Genomic DNA, 23,846 nt, shown 5'->3' with positions numbered 1-23,846 from the left:
CGAATTTTATGATGATTGATCCAAAAAAATAAATGCTAGGAGATAGAGTGAATCTCAGTATTGATGTTAAAAAATTCTTAGAAAAAATTGACTCAACGAAAAATCCTGAATTCGTTAACCATCTGAAAGAGGCGCTCAATTGGCTTGGCAAGCGATTGGATTATTCTTTTCATTACTATCAGCAGCTAAAGAGAAGTACGACCTCAAAGAATCTTGAAGCATCACTATTGATGTTTGATTGTACGGCTCGCATTCGCTTTGAGGCTGCAAGCCTCGCTTATCTTCAAAATATTCATGCAGCTTGTGATGCTTTTCCGTTTGCTTTGCATATCCTTCTTGGCGGTCTTTCGAAAGCTGAAGCTAATTCTAATAACGAGCACTTCAAATGGAACAAGAAATTAATAAGCGATGTTGTTAAAAAATTCCCGCATGCGATCGAGCTGCATGAGGCGCTGAAAGATTTTTCAAATGATGTTAACTTTTTAATGCTTGCCTCATTGGTCAACCAAGCCAAGCATAAGTATTTTCCTCGAATTAAGTGCAACTTAGATGTTTCGAAAAATAAGTATTATTTGTCAATAGAATCATTCGAATACCTAACTTACGCTAATGGTATGGCACAATCGAATATATATGAGAATTTAAATATTTTGAGCTTCGCAAAGACGATTCACGATGAAACGTTACTCAAGATATTTCATCTTTATAAGTTGGCCTACGATTGCGTCAAAAAATAGATATTCGATGAAGGTCCGCAACGGGGCGGAAGCAGCCGACCATTTAAGGCCATCCACAAAAATCAAATCTGAAATACAAATAGATCGCCCGACGTATAAAAGCCCGCCGACCTGAACGCATTCAACATCGCGCTCAGTGCCGGCGGGCTTTTTTTTACGTGTTATCTTTTACTTGACTGCTTTGCGGCGGCGGGCGATGGCGCCGACCAGACCCAGGCCGGCCAGCATCATGGCGTAGGTTTCCGGCTCTGGCACGGCGGCGGTGACGGACACATTGTCCAGCACGGCGCCCGAGTAGCCGTCGCCACCGACGCTGCTGAACACCAGCGCCTGCGAGCCGCCGGTGGTGGTGAAGTTGAAGCTGTAGTTGGTGACGGGGGTGCTGCCTTCGAACGAGTAGTGGTTGCCACCAACGAACACGTCCAGGCCGGCGCCGTGCGAATACGGGTTGTGGGTCAGGTCGAACGACAGCGTGTAGGTGACGCCGGCGACGGCGTTGAACGATTGCGACAGCACGCCCGGACCAGGAGAGCCCAGCATGTCGATGCTGTTGCCCGAGATCGAATTGTAGCTATTGTTGATGACGTCGACGGAGACACCGCCGACGGTCCAGTTGGCGATCGCGCCCGAACCCGCGCCCACCATGACGTAGTTGTTCAGATTGACGCCAGCGGCGTTTTCAAAGTCGCCGTTCTGGATCAGGTTGGCTGCCGATGCTGCGCCCGAAACGCCCGCTGCGGCGATGGCTGCTGCCAGGATCAGTTTGGAAATTTTCATCATGTGGCTTTCAAAAAGGTGGGACGGCGACGGAATGAAGCCATTTTACCGATTAATTTCAAAAGCACAACTAAAATTTCATTTTGTTACTGGATATATTTTTATAGCAACATTTCTGCGCATTTAAGATGGCCAGCCGCGCAGCACCTGGTCCACCACTTCCTGCAACTGTTTGCGGGTGGCGCCGGCCGCCGCCTGCACCGCCATGCCATTCGAGACCGTCATCACGTAGCGCGCCAGCTGGCCCGAGCAGCTTTCGACCGGCAGGTCGCCGTCCACCTTGGCGCGTTCCAGCCGGGCGCGCAGCTTGGCCTCGCTGGCTGCGCGGCGCTCGATCAGCGAGTCGCGGATAGGCAACGCATCGTCGCTGCAGGCCAGCGCGCCGTTGATCACCAGACAGCCGTGCGGGTTTTCGGCTTCGGTCTGGGCATCGGCATTGCCGCGCAAGAAATGCTCGACCACGGCGCGTGCGGTCGGCTGCGCCAGCGCCGCGTTGAACAACGGATCGTGGGTGGCGCCGTAGCGCTCGAGCGCCATGCGGAACAGGTTCTCCTTGTTGCCGAACACAGCGTACAGGCTGGGGCGGTTCATGCCCATCGCTTCGGTCAGCTCCGGCAGCGAGCTGCCTTCGTAGCCCTTTTCCCAGAACACTTTCATGGCCTTGTCGAGCGCCGTCTCCGCGTCAAACGTGCGCGGGCGGCCGCTCTTGCGTGCGGAAGCGGAAGTATCTTTCATACCGTTCGGTTAAAAATTCATTGACAAAGTTCCTTGCGGTGTTCATTATGAACCGATCAGTAAAAAACTCAAGTATTTTTACCGCTCATAGGAAAAAACTCACATGAAAAACCACAACACCTCCCAGGCCGTCCTAAGCGACGACCTCCCCTTGCCCGCTGCGGCGCCGGCGCGCTCCCCATGGCTGGCCGTGCTGTCGGTGGCCGTCGGCTCGTTCGCGTTGGTGACCACCGAATTCCTGCCGGTCGGCCTGCTGCCGTCCATAGCCGCCGAGCTGGGCGTGACCGAGGGCGTGGCCGGCATGCTGGTGACTGTTCCCGGCCTGGTGGCCGCGCTGGCCGCCATCCTGGTCACCATCGGCGTCGGCAAGACCGACCGCCGCTACGTCATCTGGGGCCTGACCGCCACGCTGATCGTCTCCAACCTGATCGTCTTCCTGTCGCCGACCTTCCCGCTGGTGCTGGCTGGGCGCGCGTTGCTGGGCATAGGCGTGGGCGGCTTCTGGGCCATCGGCGGCGCGCTGGGCAACCGGTTGGTGCCGCCGGCCAAGGCCGCGCGCGCCACGTCGATCATCTTTGCCGGCATCTCGCTGGGCACGGTGGCCGGCGTGCCAGCCGGGGCCATGATCGGTGAACTGGTGGGCTGGCGCATGGCCTTCTTCGCGGCTGGTTCGCTGTCGGTGCTGGTGCTGGCGGCGCAGATGTGGCTGATGCCGAGCCTGCCGACCACGCAAGCCCTCACCTTCGGCCAGCTGCCGGCGCTGCTGCGCGTGCAGAAGGCGCGGCTCGGCATGCTGGCGACGCTGCTGATCTTCATCGGCCAGTTCGCCGCCTACACTTACGTGACGCCGTTCCTGAGCCAAACGGCCGGCCTGAGCACCAAGGCCATCAGCGTCCTGCTGCTGATTTATGGCGCGGCTGGTTTCGTCGGCAACCTGATCGGCGGCTGGGCTGTGGCGAAGAGCGTCAAGAGTTCGCTGATCGCCACCGGCGTGGTCATGGGCCTGTCGGCGGTGGCGATGCCGCTGTTCGGCACCGGCGCCGTTGGCGCGACGGTGTTAATCGTGATCTGGGGCCTGGCCTTCGGCATGATGCCGATCTCGGTGCAGACGTGGATGTTCAAGGCCGCGCCGGATGCGATGGAAAGCGGTGGCGCGGTGTTCGTCGCCACGGCGCAGATTTCATTGGCCAGCGGCGCGCTGGTGGGTGGTGTGTCGGTCGACCATCTGGGCGTGTCGAGCGCGATGGTGGTGGGCGGCGTGTTCGCGCTGGCGATGGCCGCCGTCATCGCGTCCTGGGCGCGCGACGATGGCAAGCCCTTGGGCAAGCTGCACGCGGTTCATTGATCAGATCCGGCCGCGCTTGAACTCAGCCAGGAAGGCCTTGGTCTCGCTGGCTGACAGCACCTTGATGTCGTCGCCGTGCCACGCGTACAGGTAGGGCGTGCCGCCCAGGCGGTCGGTCAGCTTGGCGTCGAGCAGGAAGCAGGTGCCGGTCGGATAATCGTCGCTCATGCGGCGCGAGCATTGCACATGCAGCTCCGGCGAGAAAGCCTGTCCCGGCACGGGATGAATCTCCACCCTGCCCGCGCGTTCCACCGAATGCACCGCCACTTGCCGATAAGCGTAGATATCGCGCGCCATCGTCCATCCTTTGCCGTCAAAAGCGCCATGGTAGCAGATCGCCCTTCCGCCGCCTCGACCGCGACGCACTATTGATCCAATCGAAGGACGGTTGAGAATGCCGGGCACAGGATATCGAAACGATGTCCTGGCGGCCTGGCATTTCTCAGTGCCGCTTGAAGGATGTCTTCAAGCCACTACACTGAGATGACAAGGTACACCTGGGACGAAGCCAAGCGCCTAAGCAACCTGCGCAAACATGGCCTCGATTTCGCCGACGCGTCAGTTGTGCTTGAAGGCGATTCCGCGACGAAGGAAGATACGCGCTTCAACTATTCGGAGCGCCGCTTCAACACACTGGGATATCTTCACGGGAAATTTGTGGTTATAACCTACACGGAGGAAGCAGATGTCATCCGAATTATTTCGTTTAGAAGAGCAAGCAGGCGCGAACGGACTCGACTACTTGGAGAGGCCCGATAGCTGGATAAACGCCATGCCCAACCATGACGACGAGATAGAATTTGACGAGGACTGTCCAGAACTTGATCCCCGATATTTCAGTGATGCTGTTCATCGCATCCATGGGCGCGTAGTGCCGCCGCGAAAATCTCCGAACGATCCGATCGACCCGGAAGTGCTGGCGTTTATGAAGTCCATTACGCCGCTGGTGCAGATGGAGCCGGGGATCATGGGCGGCATGCCGGTGTTCAAAGGAACAAGGGTACCGATCAAGCGCATGTTCGACTATCTGTTGGCGGGCAAACCAATGGACGACTTCTTGGCGGACTATCCATCAGTCAGCCGCGACATGGCCACCGGCGTGCTGGAAAACGATGCGACCTTGTTTTACGAAGCGATCAGCAAGGCAATCGACTCCGCCGCGATGCCCTCTTCCCTGCCCAGGTAACCCAGCTTCTCGTTGGTCTTGGCCTTGATGTTGACCTGGCCTACGGCCACGCCCAAATCCTCCGCGATGTTGGCGCACATGCTGGCGATGTGCGGCGCCATCTTCGGCCGCTGCGCGATGATGGTGGCGTCGATGTTGCCGATGCTGTAGCCGGTGGCGACCACGCGCCGCGCCGCTTCCTTCAACAAGGTGCGCGAATCGGCGCCCTTGAACTGCGGATCGGTATCCGGAAAATGCTTGCCGATGTCGCCCAGAGCCGCCGCGCCCAGAATCGAATCCGTGATCGCGTGCAGCAGCACGTCGGCGTCAGAGTGCCCCAGCAGGCCGACGTGATGCGGGATGTCGACGCCGCCGATAATCAGCTTGCGGCCTTCCACCAGTGCGTGGCAATCGTAGCCCTGGCCGATGCGGAATGGGAGTTTGGTCATTTTTCTATCCTGTGTTATTCGCCGGCGGCCAGGTACATTTCCGCGATGCGGATGTCGGACGGCAGCGTGACTTTCAAATTTCGTGGATGGCCTTCGATCAGCCGCGGCGACAGGCCCAACATCTCGACGGCGCTGGCGTCGTCGGTGATGGCGTTGGCGTCCGGCGCGCTGCCCAGGGCGCGCAGCAGCAGCTCGTAGCTGAACATCTGCGGCGTCTGCGCCAGCCACAGGCCGTTGCGCGACACCGTCGTCGCCGCCACTGGCACCACGCCCGTTGCGCGCTTGACGGTGTCCACCACCGGCAGCGCCAGCAGGCCGCCCGCCGCGTCGTCGCCCACGCCGGCGATCAATTTGGCGATCAAGCCCGGCGTCAAACCGGGACGCGCTGCGTCGTGCACCATGATCATGTCGCCACCAGCGACCACGCCCTGCAGCTCGCGCAAAGCGTTGAGCACCGTGTCCATGCGCGTGGCGCCACCGCAGCGCAGCACCGTCACGCCGTCCAGATCAGAAGGCAGCACGCCGTCGATCTGGCCGTCGGCCGCGCTGACCACCACGTAGGTGTGCGACACCAGAGCGCTGGCGCGGAACGCGTCCACCGCGTGGCGCAGCATCGGCTTGCCGCCGACCGTCAGATATTGTTTGGGTCCGTCCGCCGCCATGCGCGCGCCGACGCCGGCGGCGGGCAACAATGCAAAGTAGCGCGGTGTGTGATTGGATGCAGTCATAATTCTCAGTTATTTTTCCGGCGGCGCAGCAGGATCGCCGCGATCTCGCCATCGCAAGCCTTGCTCAAGCGGGCGTATTCTTCGGGCGTATCGATCGCCGCCTGCTTCGCCTTGCCCTTCTCGAATTCATCCCGGATGAACGGGAACCAGGTGCCATTGATCTCGTGCTCCAGCGCCGACATCGCGGTGCCGGACGGCGCATACAGCGGCTTGGCCTCGAAGCGCTTGTTCAGCGCCGTGCGCACCACCTGTTCCACGCGCGCCAGGTTTTCCATATACGCCTGCAGGTGCCGCTGCTCATGTTCGAGGATCGTCTTGTACGCGCAGCTGCCCGGCGCGAACTCGTTGCCGACATAGATCAGCACCGGCGAATAATTCAACTTCAACTCCACCTTCGGCGCGATGCACTCGTAGCCGCTGGCCGCGTCCTGCAATACCGTGCCGCCCAGCTCCGCCGAATACTGGCCGTTGGTCACGGTCAGGCCCAGCGTCACCATCTTGCCGTCGATGCTGCCGAATTTCGCGGTCAGTGCGCGGTACGGCAGCTGGTTGTTGATGGTGTAACCGTTCTGCTTCGCCGACAACACCGAGACCGTCTTCGCAATCGTATCCTCGCAGCGGATCTGGAACGGCGTGCGCTGCGCGGCGGCGCTTGCGCTGCCGCTGGCCAGCAGGCCCAGTCCAACGAGGACGACGAACCTCATAGCGTCCAGTCGCCCGATCGCAGCTTGTCCAGCCAGAAGATGCCGATGACGGTTTTGACGTCGGTGATTTTCCCTTCGCGCACCCACTGCAGCAGCTCGTCGATGGTGGCGGTGAAGGTTTCGAGGAACTCGCCGTCGTCCAGCTTCTGCGGGCCGGCCTTGAGGCCGCGCGCCAGGTACAGGTCCAGATGCTCGTCCGAATAGGCGATGGCGTTGTGGATGGTGCTGACGAACTGCCAGTCGCTGGCGGTATAGCCCGTTTCCTCTTCCAGTTCGCGCTTGGCGCTGGCCAGCGGATCTTCGTTGTGATCGATTTTCCCGGCCGGGAATTCAATGAACACCTGATGCAGCGGATAGCGGTACTGGCGCTCCATCAGCACCGTGCCGTCGTCCAGCAGCGGCAGGATGACGACGGCGCCCGGATGCAGCACGTATTCACGTGCCGTGTGTTTGCCGTCGGGGAGTTCGATTGTGTCGCGTTGGACTTTGAGGAAGTGGCCGTTGTAGACCAATTCACCGTCGATACGGGTTTCTGTCAAATGCTTGTCCATGCCTGCTCCACGTCGTTGAAGAACGATAGTGTATCAGCCGTGGCGCTTGCGCAGGTAGCAGACGATGAATCCGGGGAAGCCCAGCACGATGAAGATGCAGGCGGCGATGGCGTAGAACTCCCACGTCTGCGGGAAGCGGTTGCCGATCTGCGCTTCGAGGGCGAAGCCGATCGCGCCGACGACAAAGTACAGCACCGTCATTTCCGCAAGCCGCACCAGCAGCGGCTTGCGGGGCCACTTGGCGGCCACCAGCGCGAATACTCTGTCGTTGAAAAACGGCAGGTTGGCGGCCACCAATGCAGCGGCGATCACCAACCAGCTGGCGACGGAAACATCCATCAGGTGTTCAGCGTCAGGGTGATGGCTTTCAGGCAGGCCGCCAACAGCGGGCCTGGCAGCAGACCCAGTGCCAGGATGGCCAGGCCGTTCAGGCTCAGTGCGAAGCTCATGTCGCCCTTGACCACGATCGGCGAGTTGTCGGTCGGCTCATCGAACCACATCATCTTGACGACGCGCAGGTAGTAGAACGCGCCGATCAGCGAGAACATCACCGCCAGCACGGTCAGCCAGATCTGGCCGGTGCCCAGCACGGCGGTCAGCACCGAGAACTTGGCGGCAAAGCCCATCATCGGCGGCACGCCGGCCAGCGAGAACAGCAGGATCGACATGACGGCGGCGAACCAGCCGCTGCGCTTGCTCAGGCCCTTGAAGTCGTTCAGGGTCTCGGCTTCGAAACCGGCGCGCGACAACAGCATCAGCACGCCGAAGCTGCCGATGGTGGTCAGCACGTAGGTGATGGTGTAGTACATCGCGGCGCTGTAGGCAGCGGCGGCGCCGGTGCGGTCGGTGGTGCCGGCGACGCCGGCCAGCAGGCCAAGCAGCACGAAGCCCATCTGCGCGATGGTGGAGTAAGCCAGCATGCGTTTCAGGTTGGTCTGGGCGATCGCGGTCAGGTTACCGATGGCCAGGGACAGAACCGCCAGCACCATCAGCATCTGCTGCCAATCGAAGGCCATCGGCAGCAGGCCTTCCACCAGCAGGCGGATGCAGATCGCGAAGGTGGCGATCTTCGGCGCGCCGCCCAGCAGCAGGGTCACCGCGGTTGGCGAGCCTTCGTAGACGTCCGGCACCCACATGTGGAACGGTACTGCGCCCAGCTTGAACGCCAGGCCGGCGACCAGGAACACCAGGCCGAACACCAGGATGGTCGGCTTGATGGTGCCGGCGGCAACAGCGGTCGCCACGTGGGCGATGTCCAGCGTGCCGGTGGCGCCGTACAGCATCGAGATGCCATACAGCAGGAAGCCCGACGCCAGCGCGCCCAGGATGAAATACTTCATCGCGGCTTCGGTGGCCTTGTGGTTGTCGCGGCGGATCGCCACCAGCGCGTACAGCGACAGCGACATCAGTTCCACGCCCAGGTACACGGACAGGAAGTTGGAACCGGAGATCATCACCATCTGGCCCAGCGTGGCGAACAGCGCCAGCACGTAGAACTCGCCGCCCAGGTTACCGCTCAACATGCCGCGGTCGTCCGCGTATTGGCGCGAGTAGACCAGCGTCAGGCCGACCGCCAGGTAGGTGAACATCTTGAGCAGGTTCGACATCGGATCCGAGACGAACATGCCGTTGAAGGTGTAGACCGTGGTGCCGGCCGCGTAGTCGTGGTAGCTCAGGGCGCCGCAGATCAGCAGCGTCAGCAGCGACAGCACGTAGGTCACCGAGCGCTTACCCTGCGACAGGAACATATCGATCAACAGGACCGCGCAGGTGCCGATCAGCAGAACCGTCTCTGCGTACAGCGGCGCCATGTCGATAACTGCTTGTGGAAGTGGAGTAGTCATTTATGTGTTTCCGTTTTCAGTAAGGCAGCTTGCTGTGCGCAACGTGGGCCAGCAGGTCTGCAACCGAGGTTTGCATCGTGTCGGTGAATGGCGCTGGGTACAGGCCCATGTACAGCACGGCGACAGCCAGAATGCCCAGCATCAGGAATTCGCGGCCGTTGATGTCGACCAGTTCAGCCACATGGTGGTTGGCGACCTTGCCGAAGATGACGCGCTTGGCCATCCACAGCGAGTAGGCGGCGCCGAAGATCAGCGCGGTCGCGGCCAGCAGGCCGATCCAGAAGTTGTACTGGGTGGCGCCCAGGATCACCATGAACTCGCCGACGAAGCCGGAAGTCGCTGGCAGACCGCAGTTGGCCATCGAGAAGAAGATGAACAGCGCGGCGAACTTCGGCATCTTGTTGACGACACCACCGTAGTCGGCGATCTGGCGCGAGTGCGCCTGGTCGTACAGTACGCCGATGCACAGGAACATCGCGCCGGAGATGAAGCCGTGCGAGATCATTTGCGCGATCGCGCCCTGCACGCCGATGTTATTGAAGATGAAGAAGCCCAGGGTGACGAAGCCCATGTGCGCGATCGACGAGTAGGCAACCAGTTTTTTCATGTCCTTCTGCACGAGCGCGACCAGGCCGACGTAGATCACGGCGATCAGCGACAGGGTGATGACGAACGGCGCCATGTAGTGCGATGCGTCCGGCACGATAGGCAGCGAGAAACGCAGGAAACCGTAGGCGCCCAGCTTCAGCATGATCGCGGCCAGCACGGCGGAACCGCCGGTCGGCGCTTCCACGTGGACGTCCGGCAGCCAGGTGTGGACCGGGAACATTGGCACCTTGACGGCGAAGGCCATGAAGAAGGCGATGAAGATGAAGATCTGCTCTTTCATCGTCAGGGCGATCTTGTGCCACATCAGGATGTCGAAGCTGCCGCCCGATACCTTGTACAGGTAGATGATGGCGACCAGCGTCAGCAGCGAGCCGAAGAAGGTGTACAGGAAGAACTTGAACGACGCGTACACGCGGTTCTCGCCGCCCCAGATACCGATGATGATGTACATCGGGATCAGCGTGGCTTCGAAGAAGAAGTAGAACAGCAGGCCGTCCATGGCGCAGAACACGCCGATCATCAGGCCGGACAGGATCAGGAAGGCGCCCATGTACTGGGCCACGCGCTTCTGGATCACCTGCCAGGCCGAGATCACGACGATCACGGTGATGAAGGCGGTCAGCGGCACGAACCACAGCGACAGGCCGTCGATGCCCAGCGAGTAGTAGATGTTGAAGCGCTCGATCCACGGCGACTTCTCGACGAACTGCATGCCATGCGCGGCGTTGCTGAAATTGGTGATCAGCGGGATGGTCGCGACGAAGCTGACGATCGCGCCGATCAGCGAACCGACGCGCACCAGCGCGGCGTTGGTGTCACGGCCCACGGCCAGCACGATCAGGCCGAAGATAATCGGGAGCCAGATCGCGAGGCTCAGGTACGGAGGTAGTGTAGTTATGGTTGACTGCATCATGGTTATCGTTATCTCTTTGCGTATCAGCTAATTAAGCGTGCCAAAACGGCAGGAAGTAGACCAGGAACCCCAGAATGCCGAGGATCATGACGAACGCATAGTGGTAGATGTAACCAGTCTGCGCCAGGCGGGTCAGCGAAGCGAACCAACCCACCACTTTGGCGCTGCCGTTGACCAGCAGGCCGTCGATCAGGGTCTTGTCGCCCACGTTCCACAGGCCATTGCCCAGCAGGCGCGCGCCGCCGGCGAATACGACCTCGTTGAACTTGTCCATGTAGTACTTGTTGTCCAGCAGCGTGTGCAGGAACTTGAACTTGGCATAGAACCAGGCCGGTACGCGTGGATTGATCATGTAGCAGTAGTACGCGGTGGCGACGCCGGAAATGGCCAGCCACAGTGGAAGCGAAGTCAGCGAATGGATCGCCATTGCCATTGGGCCATGGTATTCCTCTTTCAGCAGTTCCATCGCCTTGTGGCTTTCGCCGAAAGCGATCACGCCATTGAAGAAGTCACCGAACAGCATAGGGCCGATGGTCAGGTAGCCGATGATGACCGAAGGGATGGCCAGCATCGCCAGCGGGAACCAGACCACGAATGGCGATTCATGCGGCTTCTGACCTGGCTCCAGGCCATGGTGGCCGTGGTCGTCCTCTTCTTCTTCGTGATGGGCGTCCGAATCGTGGGCGTGATCATCGTGGGCCGCAGCGTGGTGATCGTCATGCGCGTGGGCCTTGCCGAAACGCTCTTCGCCATGGAACACCAGGAAGTACATACGGAACGAGTAGAACGCGGTCACGAACACGCCTGCCAGCACGGCGAAGTTGGCGAAGCCTGCGCCCCAGATATGGGTCGCGGCGACGGCTTCGATGATCGAATCCTTCGAGTAGAAGCCCGAGAAGAACGGGGTGCCGATCAGCGCCAGGGAGCCGAGCAAGGAAGTGATCCAGGTGATAGGCATGTACTTGCGCAGGCCGCCCATGTTGCGGATGTCCTGGTCGTGGTGCATGCCGATGATGACCGAACCGGCGCCAAGGAACAGCAGCGCCTTGAAGAACGCGTGGGTCATCAGGTGGAACACGGCCACCGAGTAGGCGGAGGAACCCAGCGCCACGGTCATGTAGCCCAGCTGCGACAAGGTCGAGTAAGCGACCACGCGCTTGATGTCGTTCTGGATGATGCCCAGGAAGCCCATGAACAGCGCGGTGATCGAGCCGATGACCAGGATGAAGGACAGCGCGGTGTCCGACAGTTCGAACAGCGGCGACATGCGGGTCACCATGAAGATACCGGCGGTAACCATGGTCGCGGCGTGGATCAGTGCCGAGATCGGAGTCGGGCCTTCCATCGAGTCAGGCAGCCAGACGTGCAGCGGGAACTGCGCCGACTTGCCCATCGCGCCGATGAACAGGCAGATGCAGGCAACGGTCAGCAGCGCCCAGTCGGTGCCCGGCAGGGTCAGCGCCATCAGCTGTTCCTTCTTGGCGAAGACTTCCTGGTAGTCCATCGAACCGGCGTAGGCCAGCAGCAGGCCGATACCCAGGATGAAGCCGAAGTCGCCGACGCGGTTGACCAGGAAGGCCTTCATGTTGGCCACGATCGCCGTTGGGCGGGTGTACCAGAAGCCGATCAGCAGGTAGGAAACCAGGCCCACAGCTTCCCAGCCGAAGAACAGCTGCAGGAAGTTGTTCGCCATGACCAGCATCAGCATCGAGAACGTGAACAGCGAGATGTAGGCGAAGAAGCGGTTGTAGCCTTCATCCTCGGCCATGTAGCCGATGGTGTAGATGTGCACCATCAGCGACACGAAGGTCACCACGCACATCATCATGGCCGACAGCGCGTCGATCTGGAAGCCCACTTGCAGCTTCAGGCCGGCCACGGTCATCCAGTTGTAGACGGTGCCGTTGTAGTGCGAGCCGTTGACGACGTCGTTCAACGTCATCGCCGACAGGATAAAGGCAACCAGCACGCCCAGGATGGTCGCGGTGTGCGAGGTCTTGCGACCTACGACGTTGCCGAAGAATTTAGTTCCTAACAAGCCCGCAATCGCGGCGCCGGCCAGCGGCGCCAAGGGTATGGCTAGCAGGAGATTAGGGTTAAGAGTAACCGCCATGATGAACCTTAATCGTTATTTTTCGAGGTTTGAACTTTAGCCACGGGATCAACCCTTCAGGCTATCCAGGTCTTCAACGTTGATGGTGTCCAGGTTACGGAACATCACCACCAGGATCGCGAGGCCGATTGCCGATTCGGCGGCCGCCACGGTCAGGATGAAGAACACAAAGATCTGCCCGGCCGCATCGCCCAGGTAGTGCGAGAACGCGATGAAGTTCATGTTCACGGCCAGCAGCATCAATTCGATGGCCATCAGCAGAACGATGATGTTCTTGCGGTTCAGGAAAATACCGACGATCGAGATCGCGAACAATATCGCGCCTAGAACGAGGTAGTGAGCGAGCGATAAAGTCATGGTGCCTCCTTAACTTCTGCCGACCCGGCAGCATCCTGGCCACGTGTGGTGACCGGGGCGATCTTGACGATCTTCAGACGGTCGTTACGCTTGACGCGCACAGCGTCCGCAGGGTCGAAATGTTTGGTGTCCTTGCGCTTGCGCAGGGTCAGCGCCACGGCGGCGATGATCGCGACCAGCAGGATGACGCCGGCGATCTCAAAGCCGTAGATGTATTTGGTGTAGATCAGCAGGCCCAGTTCCTTGGTGCCGCCGATGTTGCCGGCGTTGACCGCCTGCTGGTCGAACGACAGGAAGGAGCGCCACAGCACGGCGGCCATTTCCAGCACGATGATGACGCCGACGAAGGACGCCAGCGGCAGGTAGCCCCAGAAGCCTTCGCGCATCTTGTCGGTGTCGATGTCGAGCATCATGACCACGAACAGGAACAGCACCATGACGGCACCCACGTAGACCAGCACCAGCACGATGGCGAGGAACTCAGCCTCCAGCAGCATCCAGATGCCGGCGGCCGAGAAGAACGCCAGCACCAGGAACAGTGCGGCGTGGACCGGATTGCGGGCCGTGATAACGCGCGTCGCAGCCAATATCATGATGGCTGAGAAGGCGTAGAACAAAGCAGTTTTAAATTCCATAACTAACCCAAGAGACGTACATTATTGATCGACACGCTGGCGACACCGGCCGAAGCCGGCATCGATCAGCGGTAAGGAGCGTCCGCTGCGCGGGCTGCGGCGATGTCGTTTTCGTAACGATCGCCAACGGCCAGCAGCATCTCTTTCGTGTAGTACAGATCGCCGCGTTTCTCGCCGTGGTATTCCAGCACGTGCGTTTCAACGATCGAATCGACCGGGCACGACTCTTCGCAGAAACCGCAGAAGATGCACTTGGTCAGGTCGATGTCGTAACGCGTGGTGCGGCGCGAACCGTCGTCGCGCTGCTCGGATTCGATGGTGATCGCCATCGCCGGGCACACTGCTTCGCACAGTTTGCAGGCGATGCAGCGCTCTTCACCATTCGGATAGCGGCGCAGCGCGTGCAAGCCGCGGAAGCGAGGCGACATCGGCGTCTTCTCTTCCGGGTACTGCACGGTGATCTTGCGCGAGAACATGTACTTGCCCGTCAGCGCCATCCCTTTGATCAGTTCGGTCAGCATGAAGCTGCCGATGAAGTCTTTTAAACGTTCCATTTTTTCCAGTCCTTACTTCCAGATATTCCAGGATGTCTGCATCCAGCCGGCCACGAACACCAGGTACACCAGCGTCAGAGGGATAAACACTTTCCAGCCCAGACGCATGATCTGGTCATAACGGTAGCGTGGGAAAGTACCGCGCACCCAGATGAAGACGGACACCAGGAAGAACGCCTTGGCGAACAACCAGAAGAAGCCGCCGAAACCGCCCCAGAATTCCAGGAACTTGAATGGCGCAGCCCAGCCGCCCAGGAACATGATCGAACCCAGGGTCGCGATCAGGATCATGTTGGCGTATTCGGCCAGCATGAACATGGCGTAGGCCATGCCCGAGTATTCGACCATGTGGCCGGCAACGATCTCGGACTCGCCCTCGACCACGTCGAACGGATGGCGGTTGCACTCGGCCAGGCCGGAGGTCAGGTAGACCACGAACAGCGGCAGCAGCGGCAGCCAGTTCCACGACAGGAAGTTCAGGCCGTGTTCGACCATCATGCCCTTTTGCTGGCCGGCGACGATGTCGCCGAAGTTCAGCGAACCGGACACCATCAGCACGACCACCAGCACGAAGCCCATCGGGATTTCGTAGGAGATCATCTGGGCCGAGGCGCGCATCGCGCCCATGAACGAGTACTTCGAGTTCGAGGCCCAGCCGGCGATGATGATGCCGTAGACTTCCATCGAGGTGATCGCCATCAGCAGCAGCAGGCCGGCGTTGACGTTGGCCAGCACGGCTTCGGCGCCGAACGGCACCACCGCCCAGGCGGCCAGCGCCGGCATGATGGTCATGATAGGACCGATCACGAACAGGCCGGCATTGGCCTTGGCCGGGGTGATGATTTCCTTGAACAGCAGCTTGAGCGCATCGGCGATCGGCTGCAGCAGGCCCATCGGACCCACGCGGTTCGGGCCGACGCGGATCTGGATCCAGCCGATGAACTTACGTTCCCACAGCGTCAGGTAGGCAACCAGGCCCATCAGAGGCAGCAGCACGACGATGATGCGGATCAGCGCCCAGATCAGCGGCCAGGCCGGAGCCAGCACGCTGTTGGCGCCCATGGCGTTAATAGTAGTGACGAATTCAGGCAGAGCCATTATTTACCCTCCCCTGCTTTTTCAACGGTGATCGAACCGAACATGCCGCCCAGTGCAGCGGTCGACGCGTGAGCGGCGGCGACACGAACTGCGTTGGCTGGCAGTTTGGCATCGACAGCGGCGACCAGGATCGCGCTGCCGGAACCTTGCGTAACTTTTACCTTGTCGCCGGCGGCGACGCCCAGCTGCTGCGCCAGGGCGGTCGACAGGTGCGCTTGAGGCGCAGCCGCGTCGGCCATCTTTTGCAGCGACTCGGCGCGGCGCACCACGGCGTCGGCGAAGTAGATAGGCACGTCGGCGATACGTTCGGTACCGGTGGAAGCAGCGGAGGCTGCGACGACGGCTTGCTTGGATACGTTGTTCAGCTTGGCCGACAGGTCGGTCACGCCGGCGCCCAGCACTTCGTCGCGGATCGCTTCCGAGGTTTCATATTCGAAACCGGACAGGCCGAGGATGTTGCCCAGCACGCGCAGGACTTTCCACGCAGGGCGGGTTTCCAGCAGCGGCTTGACGGTGCCGTTGAAGCTCTGTGCGCGGCCTTCGCAGTTGACGAAGGTGCCCGAGGTTTCGCTGAATGGCGAGACCGGCAGCAGCACGTCGGCGTATTCCATGCCGTGCTTGTAGGCGGACATGACAACCACCATCTCGGCGTGCTTCAGCGCGGCGGCGGCTTGTTGCGGGTTGTGTGCGTCCAGCTCAGGTTCGGCGTTCAGCAGCAGGTAAGCCTGCTTCTGTTCGGTGAACACTGGAGCCGTGCCGCTGTTGGCGTTGGCCAGGTAGGCGCCAACGGTGTTGGCGGCTTCGGTCAGGTAGCCCAGCTTGGCGCCGGTCTGTTCGGCGATCCATTGCGCGGCGGCGTGCAGCGCGGCGGCCTGCGGGTGCTGCGTTGCCGCGTTACCCAGGAAGACGCCCTTGTTCTCGCCGGAGATCAGCGAGGCGGCGATCGCGTTGGCGGCGTCGGAGGCTTGTACGCCTTCGAAGCCGGCCGGTGCGGCGACTTCTTTAACTTTAGCCACGGCCACAACAACTTGCGACAGCGCCGACAACCACTCCGACGGAGCAACGATCATCTTGTTGGCAACGTTCATCAGCAGGTCGTCGTCGGTGGCGTGCAGGACGGACAGCTTGGCGCCGCCCTTCACTGCCGTGCGCAGACGGGTCGCCAGCAGCGGGTGATCCTTGCGCAGGAACGAGCCGATGACGAAGGCGCGGTTCAGCTGGCCGAACTCGGTGATCGACATGCCCAGCCAAGGAGTTACGCCGGCCAGCGAGAAGTCGCTATGGCGCAGGCGGGTGTCCACGCTGTCCGAGCCCATGGCGCGGGTCAGCTTTTGCAGCAGGTGCAGTTCTTCCAGCGTCGAGTGCGGCGTGGCCACTGCGGCCAGCGCGTTGGCGCCGTGTTCGTGCTTGATGTTCTTCAGGCCGTGCGCCACGTATTCCAGCGCGGTCTGCCAGTCGACTTCCTTCCACTCGCCGCCCTGCTTCAGCATAGGCTGGGTCAGGCGGTCGGCGGCTTCCAGGCCTTCGTACGAGAAGCGGTCCTTGTCGGAAATCCAGCACTCGTTGACGGCGTCGTTTTCCAGCGGCAGCACGCGCTTGACCTTGCCGCCCTTGACCTGAACGATCAGGTTGGCGCCCAGGCCGTCGTGCGGCGAGACCGATTTGCGGCGCGACAGTTCCCAGGTACGGGCGCTGTAGCGGAACGGCTTCGACGTCAGTGCGCCCACCGGGCACAGGTCGATCATGTTGCCGGACATTTCCGAGTTGACGGTCTGGCCGACGAAGGCGGTAATTTCCGAGTGTTCGCCGCGGCCGATCATGCCCAGCTCCATCACGCCGGCCACTTCCTGGCCGAAACGTACGCAACGGGTGCACTGGATGCAGCGCGCCATCTCCTGCATGGAGACCAGCGGGCCGGCGTCCTTAGGCACGACGACGCGCTTGTCTTCCTCGTAGCGCGATTCGCCCTTGCCGTAGCCGACTGCCAAGTCTTGCAACTGGCACTCGCCGCCCTGATCGCAGATCGGGCAGTCCAGCGGGTGGTTAATCAGCAGGAATTCCATCACGGACTTCTGTGCCTGTACGGCCTTGTCCGAAGCGGAGCGCACAATCATGCCTGCCGAAACCGGCGTTGCGCATGCTGGCAAAGGCTTGGGGGCCTTCTCCACTTCGACGAGGCACATACGGCAGTTCGCAGCGATCGACAATTTCTTGTGATAGCAGAAGTGCGGAATGTAGGTTCCCAATTTGTTGGCGGCGTCCATCACCATGCTACCAGCAGGGACTTCGACTTTTTTGCCGTCTATTTCGATTTCAACCATGGTGATCGTTACCTGACGCAGCTTAGATGTAAGCGGGCACTAAGCAATGCTTGTGCTCGACGTGATATTCAAATTCTTCGCGGAATTGCTTGATGAACGCGCGCATCGGCATGGCCGCCGCGTCGCCCAGCGCGCAAATGGTGCGGCCCTGGATGTTGTCGCAGATCGAGTTCAGCACGTCCAGGTCCGAAGGACGACCTTGGCCGTTTTCGATGCGGTGGATCATGCGGTACATCCAGCCCGTGCCTTCGCGGCATGGGGTGCACTGGCCGCACGACTCTTCAAAGTAGAAGTAGGCCAGGCGTTCCATGGCCTTGACCATGCAGCGCGTTTCGTCCATGACGATGACGGCGCCCGAACCGAGCATCGAGCCAGCCTTGGCGATCGAGTCGTAGTCCAGGTCGGTGTTCATCATCAGTTCGCCGCGGATCACCGGAGCGGACGAGCCGCCAGGGATCACAGCCTTGATCTTTTTGCCGCCGCGCATGCCGCCTGCCAGTTCCAGCAGCTTGGCGAACGGGGTGCCCAGCGGCACCTCGTAGTTGCCCGGCATTTCAACGTCGCCCGAGATCGAGAAGATCTTCGAACCGCCGTTGTTCGGACGTCCCATGCCCAGGTACTTTTCAGGACCCATGTTCAGGATGAACGGAACAGCCGCGAAGGTCTCGGTGTTGTTGATGGTGGTAGGCTTGCCGTACAGGCCGAACGACGCAGGGAAAGGCGGCTTGAAGCGCGGCTGGCCCTTCTTGCCTTCCAGCGATTCGAGCAGCGCGGTTTCTTCGCCGCAGATGTAGGCGCCGTAGCCGTGGTGCGCGTGCAGCTGGAAGCTGAACTCGCTGCCCATGATCTTGTCGCCCAGGAAGCCGGCGGCGCGCGCCTCTTCCAGCGCATCCTCAAACTGCGAGTACACCTCGAAGATTTCGCCGTGGATGTAGTTGTAGCCGACCGTGATGCCCATGGCGTAAGCGCCGATGGCCATGCCTTCGATCAGCGCATGCGGGTTGAAGCGCATGATGTCGCGGTCCTTGAAAGTGCCTGGCTCGCCCTCATCTGAGTTGCATACCAGGTACTTCTGGCCAGGGAACTGACGTGGCATGAAGCTCCACTTCAGGCCGGTTGGGAAACCGGCGCCGCCACGGCCGCGCAACGACGACGCTTTCAGGTCGGCGATGATTTGTTCCGGGGTGATCTTCTCTTCCAGGATGCGGCGCAGTGCGCTGTAGCCGCCGCGTTTGACGTAGTCTTCCAGGTGCCAGTTCTTGCCGTCCAGGCCGGCGAGAATGACAGGGTCGATGTGACGGTTGTGGAGTGACGTCATTTCTTCAGTTCCTCCACGAGGGTGTCGATCTTATCGTTGGACATGAAGCTGCACATGCGCTGGTCGTTCACCAGCATCACCGGCGCGTCGCCGCAGGCGCCCATGCACTCGCCTTCCACCAGCGTGAAGGCGCCGTCGGCCGTGGTGTCACGGAAGTCGATGCCCAGCTTTTCCTTCAGGTGATTGGCCGCGCGCACGCCGCCCGACAAGGCGCATGGCAGGTTGGTGCACACGGAAATCTTGTGCTTGCCGACCGGCTTGAGGTTGTACATATTGTAGAAAGTGGCGACTTCCTGCACGGCGATGGCCGGCATCTGGATGTAGTCGGCCAGTTCCTGCATGGTTTCGGGCGAGATCCAGCCCAGTTCAACCTGGGCGTGGGCCAGCGCGGCCATCACGGCCGACTGGCGCTGGTCGGCCGGATACTTGGCCAACTCACGGTCGATTTTTTTGTAGCACTGCTCTGATAACAACATACTTTTTCCTTAGCGGTCGATACTGCCGAACACGATATCTTGCGTGCCGATGATGGTGACGGCGTCGGCGATCATGTGGCCGCGCGCCATTTCATCGAGCGATTGCAAGTGCGCGTAGTCGGGAGCGCGCAGCTTCATGCGGTATGGCTTGTTGGCGCCGTCGGACAACAGGTAGATGCCGAACTCGCCCTTCGGATGCTCCACCGCCGCGTACGCTTCGCCCGGCGGCACGTGCATGCCCTCGGTGAACAGCTTGAAGTGGTGGATCAGCGATTCCATGTTGGTCTTCATGTCGACGCGGCCCGGAGGCGCGACCTTGTGGTTGCTGGTGATCACAGGACCCGGATTGTTGCGCAGCCATTCCACGCATTGCTTGATGATCTTGTTCGACTGGCGCAGTTCTTCCACGCGCACCAGATAGCGGTCGTAGCAGTCGCCGTTGGTGCCGATCGGCACGTCGAAGTCCATCAGGTCGTACACCTCGTACGGCTGGTGCTTGCGCAAGTCCCACTGGATGCCCGAGCCGCGCAGCATGGCGCCGGTGAAGCCCATGGCCAGCGCGTCCTCAGGCGCCACCACGCCGATGCCGACGGTACGCTGTTTCCAGATACGGTTGTCGGTCAGCAGGGTTTCGTATTCGTCGACATAGGTCGGGAAACGGGCGGTGAACGCTTCGATGAAGTCCAGCAGCGAGCCCTGACGGTCCTTGTTCAGGTTGTCGATGGCCTTGGCCGAACGGATGATCGACGGACGGTGCTGCGGCATCGCATCCGGCAGGTCGCGGTAGACGCCGCCCGGACGGTAGTAGGCCGCGTGCATGCGCGCGCCCGACACCGCTTCGTAGCAGTCGAACAGGTCTTCGCGGTCGCGGAAGCAGTACAGGAACGGGCCCATGGCGCCGACGTCGAGCGCGTGCGCGCCCAGCCACATCAGGTGGTTCAGGATGCGGGTGATCTCGTCGAACATCACGCGGATGTATTGCGCGCGCAGCGGCACTTCCAGGCCCAGCAGCTTCTCGATGGCCATCACGTAGGCGTGCTCGTTGCACATCATCGAGACGTAGTCGAGGCGGTCCATATAAGGCACGGACTGCAGGTAGGTCTTCTGCTCGGCCAGCTTCTCGGTGCCGCGGTGCAGCAGGCCGATGTGCGGGTCGGCACGCTGGATCACTTCGCCGTCCAGCTCCAGCACCAGGCGCAGCACGCCGTGCGCGGCCGGGTGTTGCGGGCCGAAGTTCAGGGTGTAGTTCTTAATTTCAGCCATGTTTTACTTCCCGTAGTTTTCTTCGCGGATCACGCGCGGCACGTTTTCACGCGGCTCGATGGTGACCGGCTGGTAGATCACGCGCTTCTGCTCGGGGTCGTAACGCATTTCGACATAGCCCGATACCGGGAAGTCCTTGCGGAACGGATGGCCGATGAAACCGTAGTCGGTCAGGATGCGGCGCAGGTCGTTGTGGCCTTCGAACAGGATGCCGAACATGTCGAACGCTTCGCGCTCGTACCAGTTGACGGCGCGCCACAGCGGCACCAGCGACGGCAGCAGCGGCATGTCGTCGTCGGCGCAGAACGCGCGCACGCGCACACGCCAGTTGTGCTTCACCGACAGCAAATGGACGACCACTGCGAATCGCAGGCCGTCCCAGGCGCCATCGCCGTAGTTCAGGTAGTCGACGCCGGCCAGGTCGATCAGCTGATCGAAGCCCAGCGACTTGTCGTCGCGCAGCGTTTGCATCACGCCGTAGTAGTCGGCGGCTTTCACGACCAGCGTGATTTCGCCCAACGCAACGGTCGTAGTAACGCGATCGCCCAGGGCGGTGCCGAGGGCGGTTTGCAGTTGTTCCAGATGTGTAGTCATATTCTTGAAGCGACCCCGTTAGCGTGCGATCGTATTGGTGCGCTTGATCTTGTTTTGCAGCTGCATGATGCCGTACAGCAGAGCCTCAGCCGTGGGCGGGCAGCCCGGCACGTAGACGTCCACTGGCACGATGCGGTCGCAACCGCGCACCACGGAGTAGGAGTAGTGATAGTAGCCGCCGCCGTTGGCGCAGGAGCCCATCGAGATGACCCAGCGCGGTTCCGGCATCTGGTCGTAGACCTTGCGCAGCGCGGGGGCCATCTTGTTGCACAGCGTGCCGGCCACGATCATCACGTCGGACTGACGCGGCGATGGACGGAACACCACGCCGAAGCGGTCCATGTCGTAACGGGCCGCGCCCACGTGCATCATTTCAACCGCGCAGCATGCCAGACCGAACGTCATCGGGAACATCGAACCCGTGCGCGCCCAGTTGATCAGCTTGTCGGCCGAGGTGGTGATGAAACCTTCGTTTAATACGCCTTCAATAGCCATGGCTTATTCCCAATCAAGGGCACCTTTCTTCCAGATATACCAAAAACCGACGACGAATTCGGCGATGAAGCTCATCATCACCAGGAACCCGTTCCAGCCCAGTTCGCGCATGGATACGCCCCACGGGAAGAAGAATGCCGTTTCCAGATCGAACAAAATAAAGAGGATTGCGACGAGGTAGTAACGCACGTCGAATTTCATGCGCGCGTCTTCGAACGCTTCGAAGCCGCATTCATACGGGGAGAGCTTGGCCGCGTCGGGCTTGTTTGGCCCGAGAAGGTGGCCCAGGACTTGGGGAGCGATGCCTACGCCGAGACCGACGAGGATGAACAACAGGACGGGGAGATAATTTTCGAGGTTCACGATTGATGAGCTTATATTGAACGGTCGGTTAAAAGGACACACTGCGATGCTCTGCGGTGCTCTTAACGTTCGACCCAATCGTAAAACTGCTTAGACCAGGATCGAACGACACATCCTCGTAAAAAAGCCAGCTCAGGTACACTTCGGTGCTCCCTTGCTGGCCTTAGATTTCTGGTGCCGACGACGAGACTCGAACTCGTACAGCTTGCGCCACTACCCCCTCAAGATAGCGTGTCTACCAATTTCACCACGTCGGCGTAAGGCCGCTATTCTACTGTGTTTTCACGCCGTTGTTAATCCGTATTGCGCTAAAACAAGAAGAAAAACGATAAATCTTTGCTTCTTTTTACTCTGAATTGTTTTTCTAGCTTGCAACGCTAATGTACTGCCAAAACAATGAGCAAACAACTTAAAAACTTGCTAAGGGAACTGCTGAACTTCACAACTAGTTCATTATTATATTACTTTGGGATCGATGCTGCAGGACCCGTCGCGGCTGGAGCGGCCGGAGCGGACGCGGGCGCGGCGGCCGGTGCGGTCGGGATCGCTGCCGCGCCGGTGGCTGGTGCCGGGGCCGGCGCCGCAGGCACAGCCTTGTCCATCACGCCGCCGCTGACAGCGCCGCTGCCGTGCTGGGTGGAGATGTAGGACAGGGCCAGCGTGGCGCTGAAGAAGATCGCGGCGGCAACGCCGGTCGACTTGGACATGAAGTTCGACGAGCCGGTGGCGCCGAACAGGCTGCCCGAAGCGCCCGAACCGAAGGCCGCGCCCATGTCGGCGCCCTTGCCATGCTGCAGCAACACCAGGCCGATAATGGCGATTGCGGAAACGACTTGCACTACGATAACCAGGTTGAACAAGGAGTTCATGTTATTCCATTTCAAAAATAAGAGATTTGTATCGTTTTGTTTCTACAGCTTTAAACGGCCTGGATAATTCCGAGGAAATCCGTCGCCTTTAATGCGGCGCCGCCTATCAGGCCGCCGTCGATATCCGGCTGCGCCATCAATTCTTTTGCATTGTCCGGCTTCATGCTGCCGCCGTACAAAATCTGCACGCCGGCCGCGACCGGCGCGTTTTTCTGCGCCATGCGCGCGCGCAGCAAGGCATGCGCCTCCTGGGCGATCTGCGGCGTGGCGGTCTTGCCGGTGCCGATAGCCCAGACCGGCTCGTAGGCCACGACGATCCTGGCCAGGTCGTCGGCGCCGATCGCATCGAGCACCGCCTGCAACTGGCCGCAGATGACCGCCTCGGTCTCCCCTGCCTCGCGCTGGGCCAGCGTTTCGCCCACGCACACCACCGGCGTCAGGCCGGCGGCCAGCGCCGCGACGGTCTTCTGCGCCACCAGCTCGCTGCTTTCCTTGTGGTAGGCGCGGCGCTCGGAGTGGCCGCACAACACGTAGCGGGAGCCGAAATCGACCAGCATGCCGGCCGAGACTTCGCCCGTGTAGGCGCCGCTGGCGTGGACCGACAGATCCTGCCCGCCCCAGGCGAGCGGGCTGCCTTGCAGTTCAGCCTGGCATTGGGCCAGGTAGGGAGCCGGCACGCAGACGGCGCAGTCGGCGCCGAAGTCGTTCAAGCCGGACAAGATGCCCGACAACAGAGCCGTGTTGCCGGCGCGATTGCCGTTCATTTTCCAGTTGCCGATGACGAGTTTGCGACGCATAGTAGCCTAAAATTCAATAACCCGCTATTTTAACGC

The 23,846-nt window shown here is 60.7% G+C and carries 28 protein-coding genes and 1 tRNA gene; 4 read left to right on the top strand and 25 right to left on the bottom strand.

All coding sequences use genetic code 11. The annotated features are described in order from the left end of the window. Positions 1 to 47 precede the first annotated feature (47 nt). Positions 48 to 737 carry a hypothetical protein gene (locus AC07WS_RS23635; protein ID WP_494731419.1) on the top strand — a complete coding sequence of 230 codons (690 nt, stop codon included), beginning with the start codon at positions 48 to 50 and terminating at the stop codon, positions 735 to 737. 168 nt (positions 738 to 905) lie between these two features. Here the strand turns inward: AC07WS_RS23635 and AC07WS_RS23630 are convergent, their stop codons facing one another. Both AC07WS_RS23630 and AC07WS_RS23625 read right to left on the bottom strand, forming a co-directional pair. Then, positions 906 to 1,514 (bottom strand): choice-of-anchor C family protein, encoded by a 609-nt coding sequence (locus AC07WS_RS23630; RefSeq protein WP_494731566.1) that lies wholly within the window; start codon positions 1,512 to 1,514, stop codon positions 906 to 908. A 123-nt stretch (positions 1,515 to 1,637) separates the two neighbouring features. Beyond that, entirely contained in the window at positions 1,638 to 2,249 is a 612-nt protein-coding gene (locus AC07WS_RS23625; RefSeq protein ID WP_494731418.1) for a TetR/AcrR family transcriptional regulator, read from the bottom strand. Between the two features lie 103 nt (positions 2,250 to 2,352). On the opposite strand from AC07WS_RS23625, the gene AC07WS_RS23620 reads away from it, so the two are divergent. Then, positions 2,353 to 3,594, top strand: a complete 1,242-nt coding sequence (locus AC07WS_RS23620) for an MFS transporter (protein WP_494731417.1) — start codon at positions 2,353 to 2,355, stop codon at positions 3,592 to 3,594. Here the strand turns inward: AC07WS_RS23620 and AC07WS_RS23615 are convergent, their stop codons facing one another. Next, a complete protein-coding gene (locus tag AC07WS_RS23615) occupies positions 3,595 to 3,891 on the bottom strand; it encodes a hypothetical protein (RefSeq protein WP_494731416.1) in 297 nt (98 codons plus the stop codon). Positions 3,892 to 4,053: 162 nt separating this feature from the next. Here AC07WS_RS23615 and AC07WS_RS23610 point away from each other — a divergent pair, with 162 nt between their 5' ends. After that, a complete protein-coding gene (locus AC07WS_RS23610; RefSeq protein ID WP_494731415.1) occupies positions 4,054 to 4,353 on the top strand; it encodes a BrnT family toxin in 300 nt (99 codons plus the stop codon). Next, entirely contained in the window at positions 4,280 to 4,780 is a 501-nt protein-coding gene (locus AC07WS_RS23605; protein WP_494731414.1) for a DUF433 domain-containing protein, read from the top strand. Before AC07WS_RS23610 ends, AC07WS_RS23605 begins: the two co-directional genes overlap by 74 nt. Here the strand turns inward: AC07WS_RS23605 and ispF are convergent. The 22 genes from ispF to tpiA all read right to left on the bottom strand — a co-directional run bounded on the left by ispF (position 4,720) and on the right by tpiA (position 23,810). Continuing rightward, a complete protein-coding gene (gene ispF, locus AC07WS_RS23600) occupies positions 4,720 to 5,208 on the bottom strand; it encodes a 2-C-methyl-D-erythritol 2,4-cyclodiphosphate synthase (protein WP_070268912.1) in 489 nt (162 codons plus the stop codon). The genes AC07WS_RS23605 and ispF overlap by 61 nt on opposite strands. A gap of 14 nt (positions 5,209 to 5,222) precedes the next feature. After that, entirely contained in the window at positions 5,223 to 5,936 is a 714-nt protein-coding gene (ispD, locus tag AC07WS_RS23595; protein WP_494731413.1) for a 2-C-methyl-D-erythritol 4-phosphate cytidylyltransferase, read from the bottom strand. A 5-nt stretch (positions 5,937 to 5,941) separates the two neighbouring features. Next, complete coding sequence (locus AC07WS_RS23590) at positions 5,942 to 6,640, bottom strand: hypothetical protein (protein ID WP_494731412.1); 699 nt, start codon at positions 6,638 to 6,640, stop codon at positions 5,942 to 5,944. Continuing rightward, a complete protein-coding gene (locus AC07WS_RS23585; protein ID WP_494731411.1) occupies positions 6,637 to 7,191 on the bottom strand; it encodes an NUDIX domain-containing protein in 555 nt (184 codons plus the stop codon). Before AC07WS_RS23585 ends, AC07WS_RS23590 begins: the two co-directional genes overlap by 4 nt. A gap of 33 nt (positions 7,192 to 7,224) precedes the next feature. Further along, entirely contained in the window at positions 7,225 to 7,530 is a 306-nt protein-coding gene (locus AC07WS_RS23580) for a DUF2818 family protein (RefSeq protein ID WP_494731410.1), read from the bottom strand. Further along, positions 7,530 to 9,035 (bottom strand): NADH-quinone oxidoreductase subunit NuoN, encoded by a 1,506-nt coding sequence (gene nuoN / locus AC07WS_RS23575; protein ID WP_494731409.1) that lies wholly within the window; start codon positions 9,033 to 9,035, stop codon positions 7,530 to 7,532. Before nuoN ends, AC07WS_RS23580 begins: the two co-directional genes overlap by 1 nt. 16 nt (positions 9,036 to 9,051) lie before the next feature. Next, entirely contained in the window at positions 9,052 to 10,557 is a 1,506-nt protein-coding gene (locus tag AC07WS_RS23570) for an NADH-quinone oxidoreductase subunit M (RefSeq protein WP_494731408.1), read from the bottom strand. Between the two features lie 31 nt (positions 10,558 to 10,588). Next, positions 10,589 to 12,670, bottom strand: coding sequence for an NADH-quinone oxidoreductase subunit L (nuoL, locus tag AC07WS_RS23565; protein ID WP_494731407.1), 2,082 nt, complete (start codon positions 12,668 to 12,670; stop codon positions 10,589 to 10,591). Between the two features lie 48 nt (positions 12,671 to 12,718). Then, positions 12,719 to 13,027, bottom strand: a complete 309-nt coding sequence (gene nuoK / locus AC07WS_RS23560; protein ID WP_008450334.1) for an NADH-quinone oxidoreductase subunit NuoK — start codon at positions 13,025 to 13,027, stop codon at positions 12,719 to 12,721. Continuing rightward, positions 13,024 to 13,662 (bottom strand): NADH-quinone oxidoreductase subunit J, encoded by a 639-nt coding sequence (locus AC07WS_RS23555; RefSeq protein ID WP_494731406.1) that lies wholly within the window; start codon positions 13,660 to 13,662, stop codon positions 13,024 to 13,026. The genes nuoK and AC07WS_RS23555 overlap by 4 nt, the downstream gene beginning before the upstream one ends. A 65-nt stretch (positions 13,663 to 13,727) precedes the next feature. Next, positions 13,728 to 14,216, bottom strand: a complete 489-nt coding sequence (gene nuoI / locus AC07WS_RS23550) for an NADH-quinone oxidoreductase subunit NuoI (RefSeq protein ID WP_028819529.1) — start codon at positions 14,214 to 14,216, stop codon at positions 13,728 to 13,730. Positions 14,217 to 14,228: 12 nt separating this feature from the next. Further along, a complete protein-coding gene (nuoH, locus tag AC07WS_RS23545) occupies positions 14,229 to 15,314 on the bottom strand; it encodes an NADH-quinone oxidoreductase subunit NuoH (protein ID WP_161088383.1) in 1,086 nt (361 codons plus the stop codon). After that, complete coding sequence (gene nuoG / locus AC07WS_RS23540) at positions 15,314 to 17,635, bottom strand: NADH-quinone oxidoreductase subunit NuoG (RefSeq protein ID WP_494731405.1); 2,322 nt, start codon at positions 17,633 to 17,635, stop codon at positions 15,314 to 15,316. The genes nuoH and nuoG overlap by 1 nt, the downstream gene beginning before the upstream one ends. Before the next feature lie 22 nt (positions 17,636 to 17,657). After that, entirely contained in the window at positions 17,658 to 18,953 is a 1,296-nt protein-coding gene (gene nuoF, locus AC07WS_RS23535; RefSeq protein WP_028819532.1) for an NADH-quinone oxidoreductase subunit NuoF, read from the bottom strand. Further along, positions 18,950 to 19,429, bottom strand: coding sequence for an NADH-quinone oxidoreductase subunit NuoE (gene nuoE, locus AC07WS_RS23530; RefSeq protein WP_117013501.1), 480 nt, complete (start codon positions 19,427 to 19,429; stop codon positions 18,950 to 18,952). Before nuoE ends, nuoF begins: the two co-directional genes overlap by 4 nt. 9 nt (positions 19,430 to 19,438) lie before the next feature. Next, a complete protein-coding gene (locus AC07WS_RS23525; protein WP_028819534.1) occupies positions 19,439 to 20,692 on the bottom strand; it encodes an NADH-quinone oxidoreductase subunit D in 1,254 nt (417 codons plus the stop codon). A gap of 3 nt (positions 20,693 to 20,695) precedes the next feature. Further along, on the bottom strand, positions 20,696 to 21,286 hold the full coding sequence (locus AC07WS_RS23520; RefSeq protein WP_008450352.1) for an NADH-quinone oxidoreductase subunit C: 591 nt from the start codon (positions 21,284 to 21,286) through the stop codon (positions 20,696 to 20,698). An 18-nt stretch (positions 21,287 to 21,304) separates the two neighbouring features. Then, entirely contained in the window at positions 21,305 to 21,781 is a 477-nt protein-coding gene (locus AC07WS_RS23515) for a NuoB/complex I 20 kDa subunit family protein (protein ID WP_008450353.1), read from the bottom strand. Between the two features lie 3 nt (positions 21,782 to 21,784). Beyond that, positions 21,785 to 22,144: an NADH-quinone oxidoreductase subunit A gene (locus AC07WS_RS23510; RefSeq protein WP_028819535.1), complete on the bottom strand. Its 360-nt coding sequence runs from the start codon at positions 22,142 to 22,144 to the stop codon at positions 21,785 to 21,787. Positions 22,145 to 22,316: 172 nt separating this feature from the next. Further along, a tRNA-Leu gene (locus tag AC07WS_RS23505) sits at positions 22,317 to 22,401 on the bottom strand. A 204-nt stretch (positions 22,402 to 22,605) separates the two neighbouring features. Further along, a complete protein-coding gene (secG, locus tag AC07WS_RS23500) occupies positions 22,606 to 23,013 on the bottom strand; it encodes a preprotein translocase subunit SecG (protein WP_494731404.1) in 408 nt (135 codons plus the stop codon). A 50-nt stretch (positions 23,014 to 23,063) separates the two neighbouring features. Then, positions 23,064 to 23,810, bottom strand: a complete 747-nt coding sequence (tpiA, locus tag AC07WS_RS23495; RefSeq protein WP_494731403.1) for a triose-phosphate isomerase — start codon at positions 23,808 to 23,810, stop codon at positions 23,064 to 23,066. Positions 23,811 to 23,846 lie beyond the last annotated feature (36 nt).

The sequence above is a fragment of the Duganella sp. GW821-FHT01E12 genome (assembly GCF_059422325.1).
This window is presented reverse-complemented; position numbering and strand designations above follow the sequence as displayed.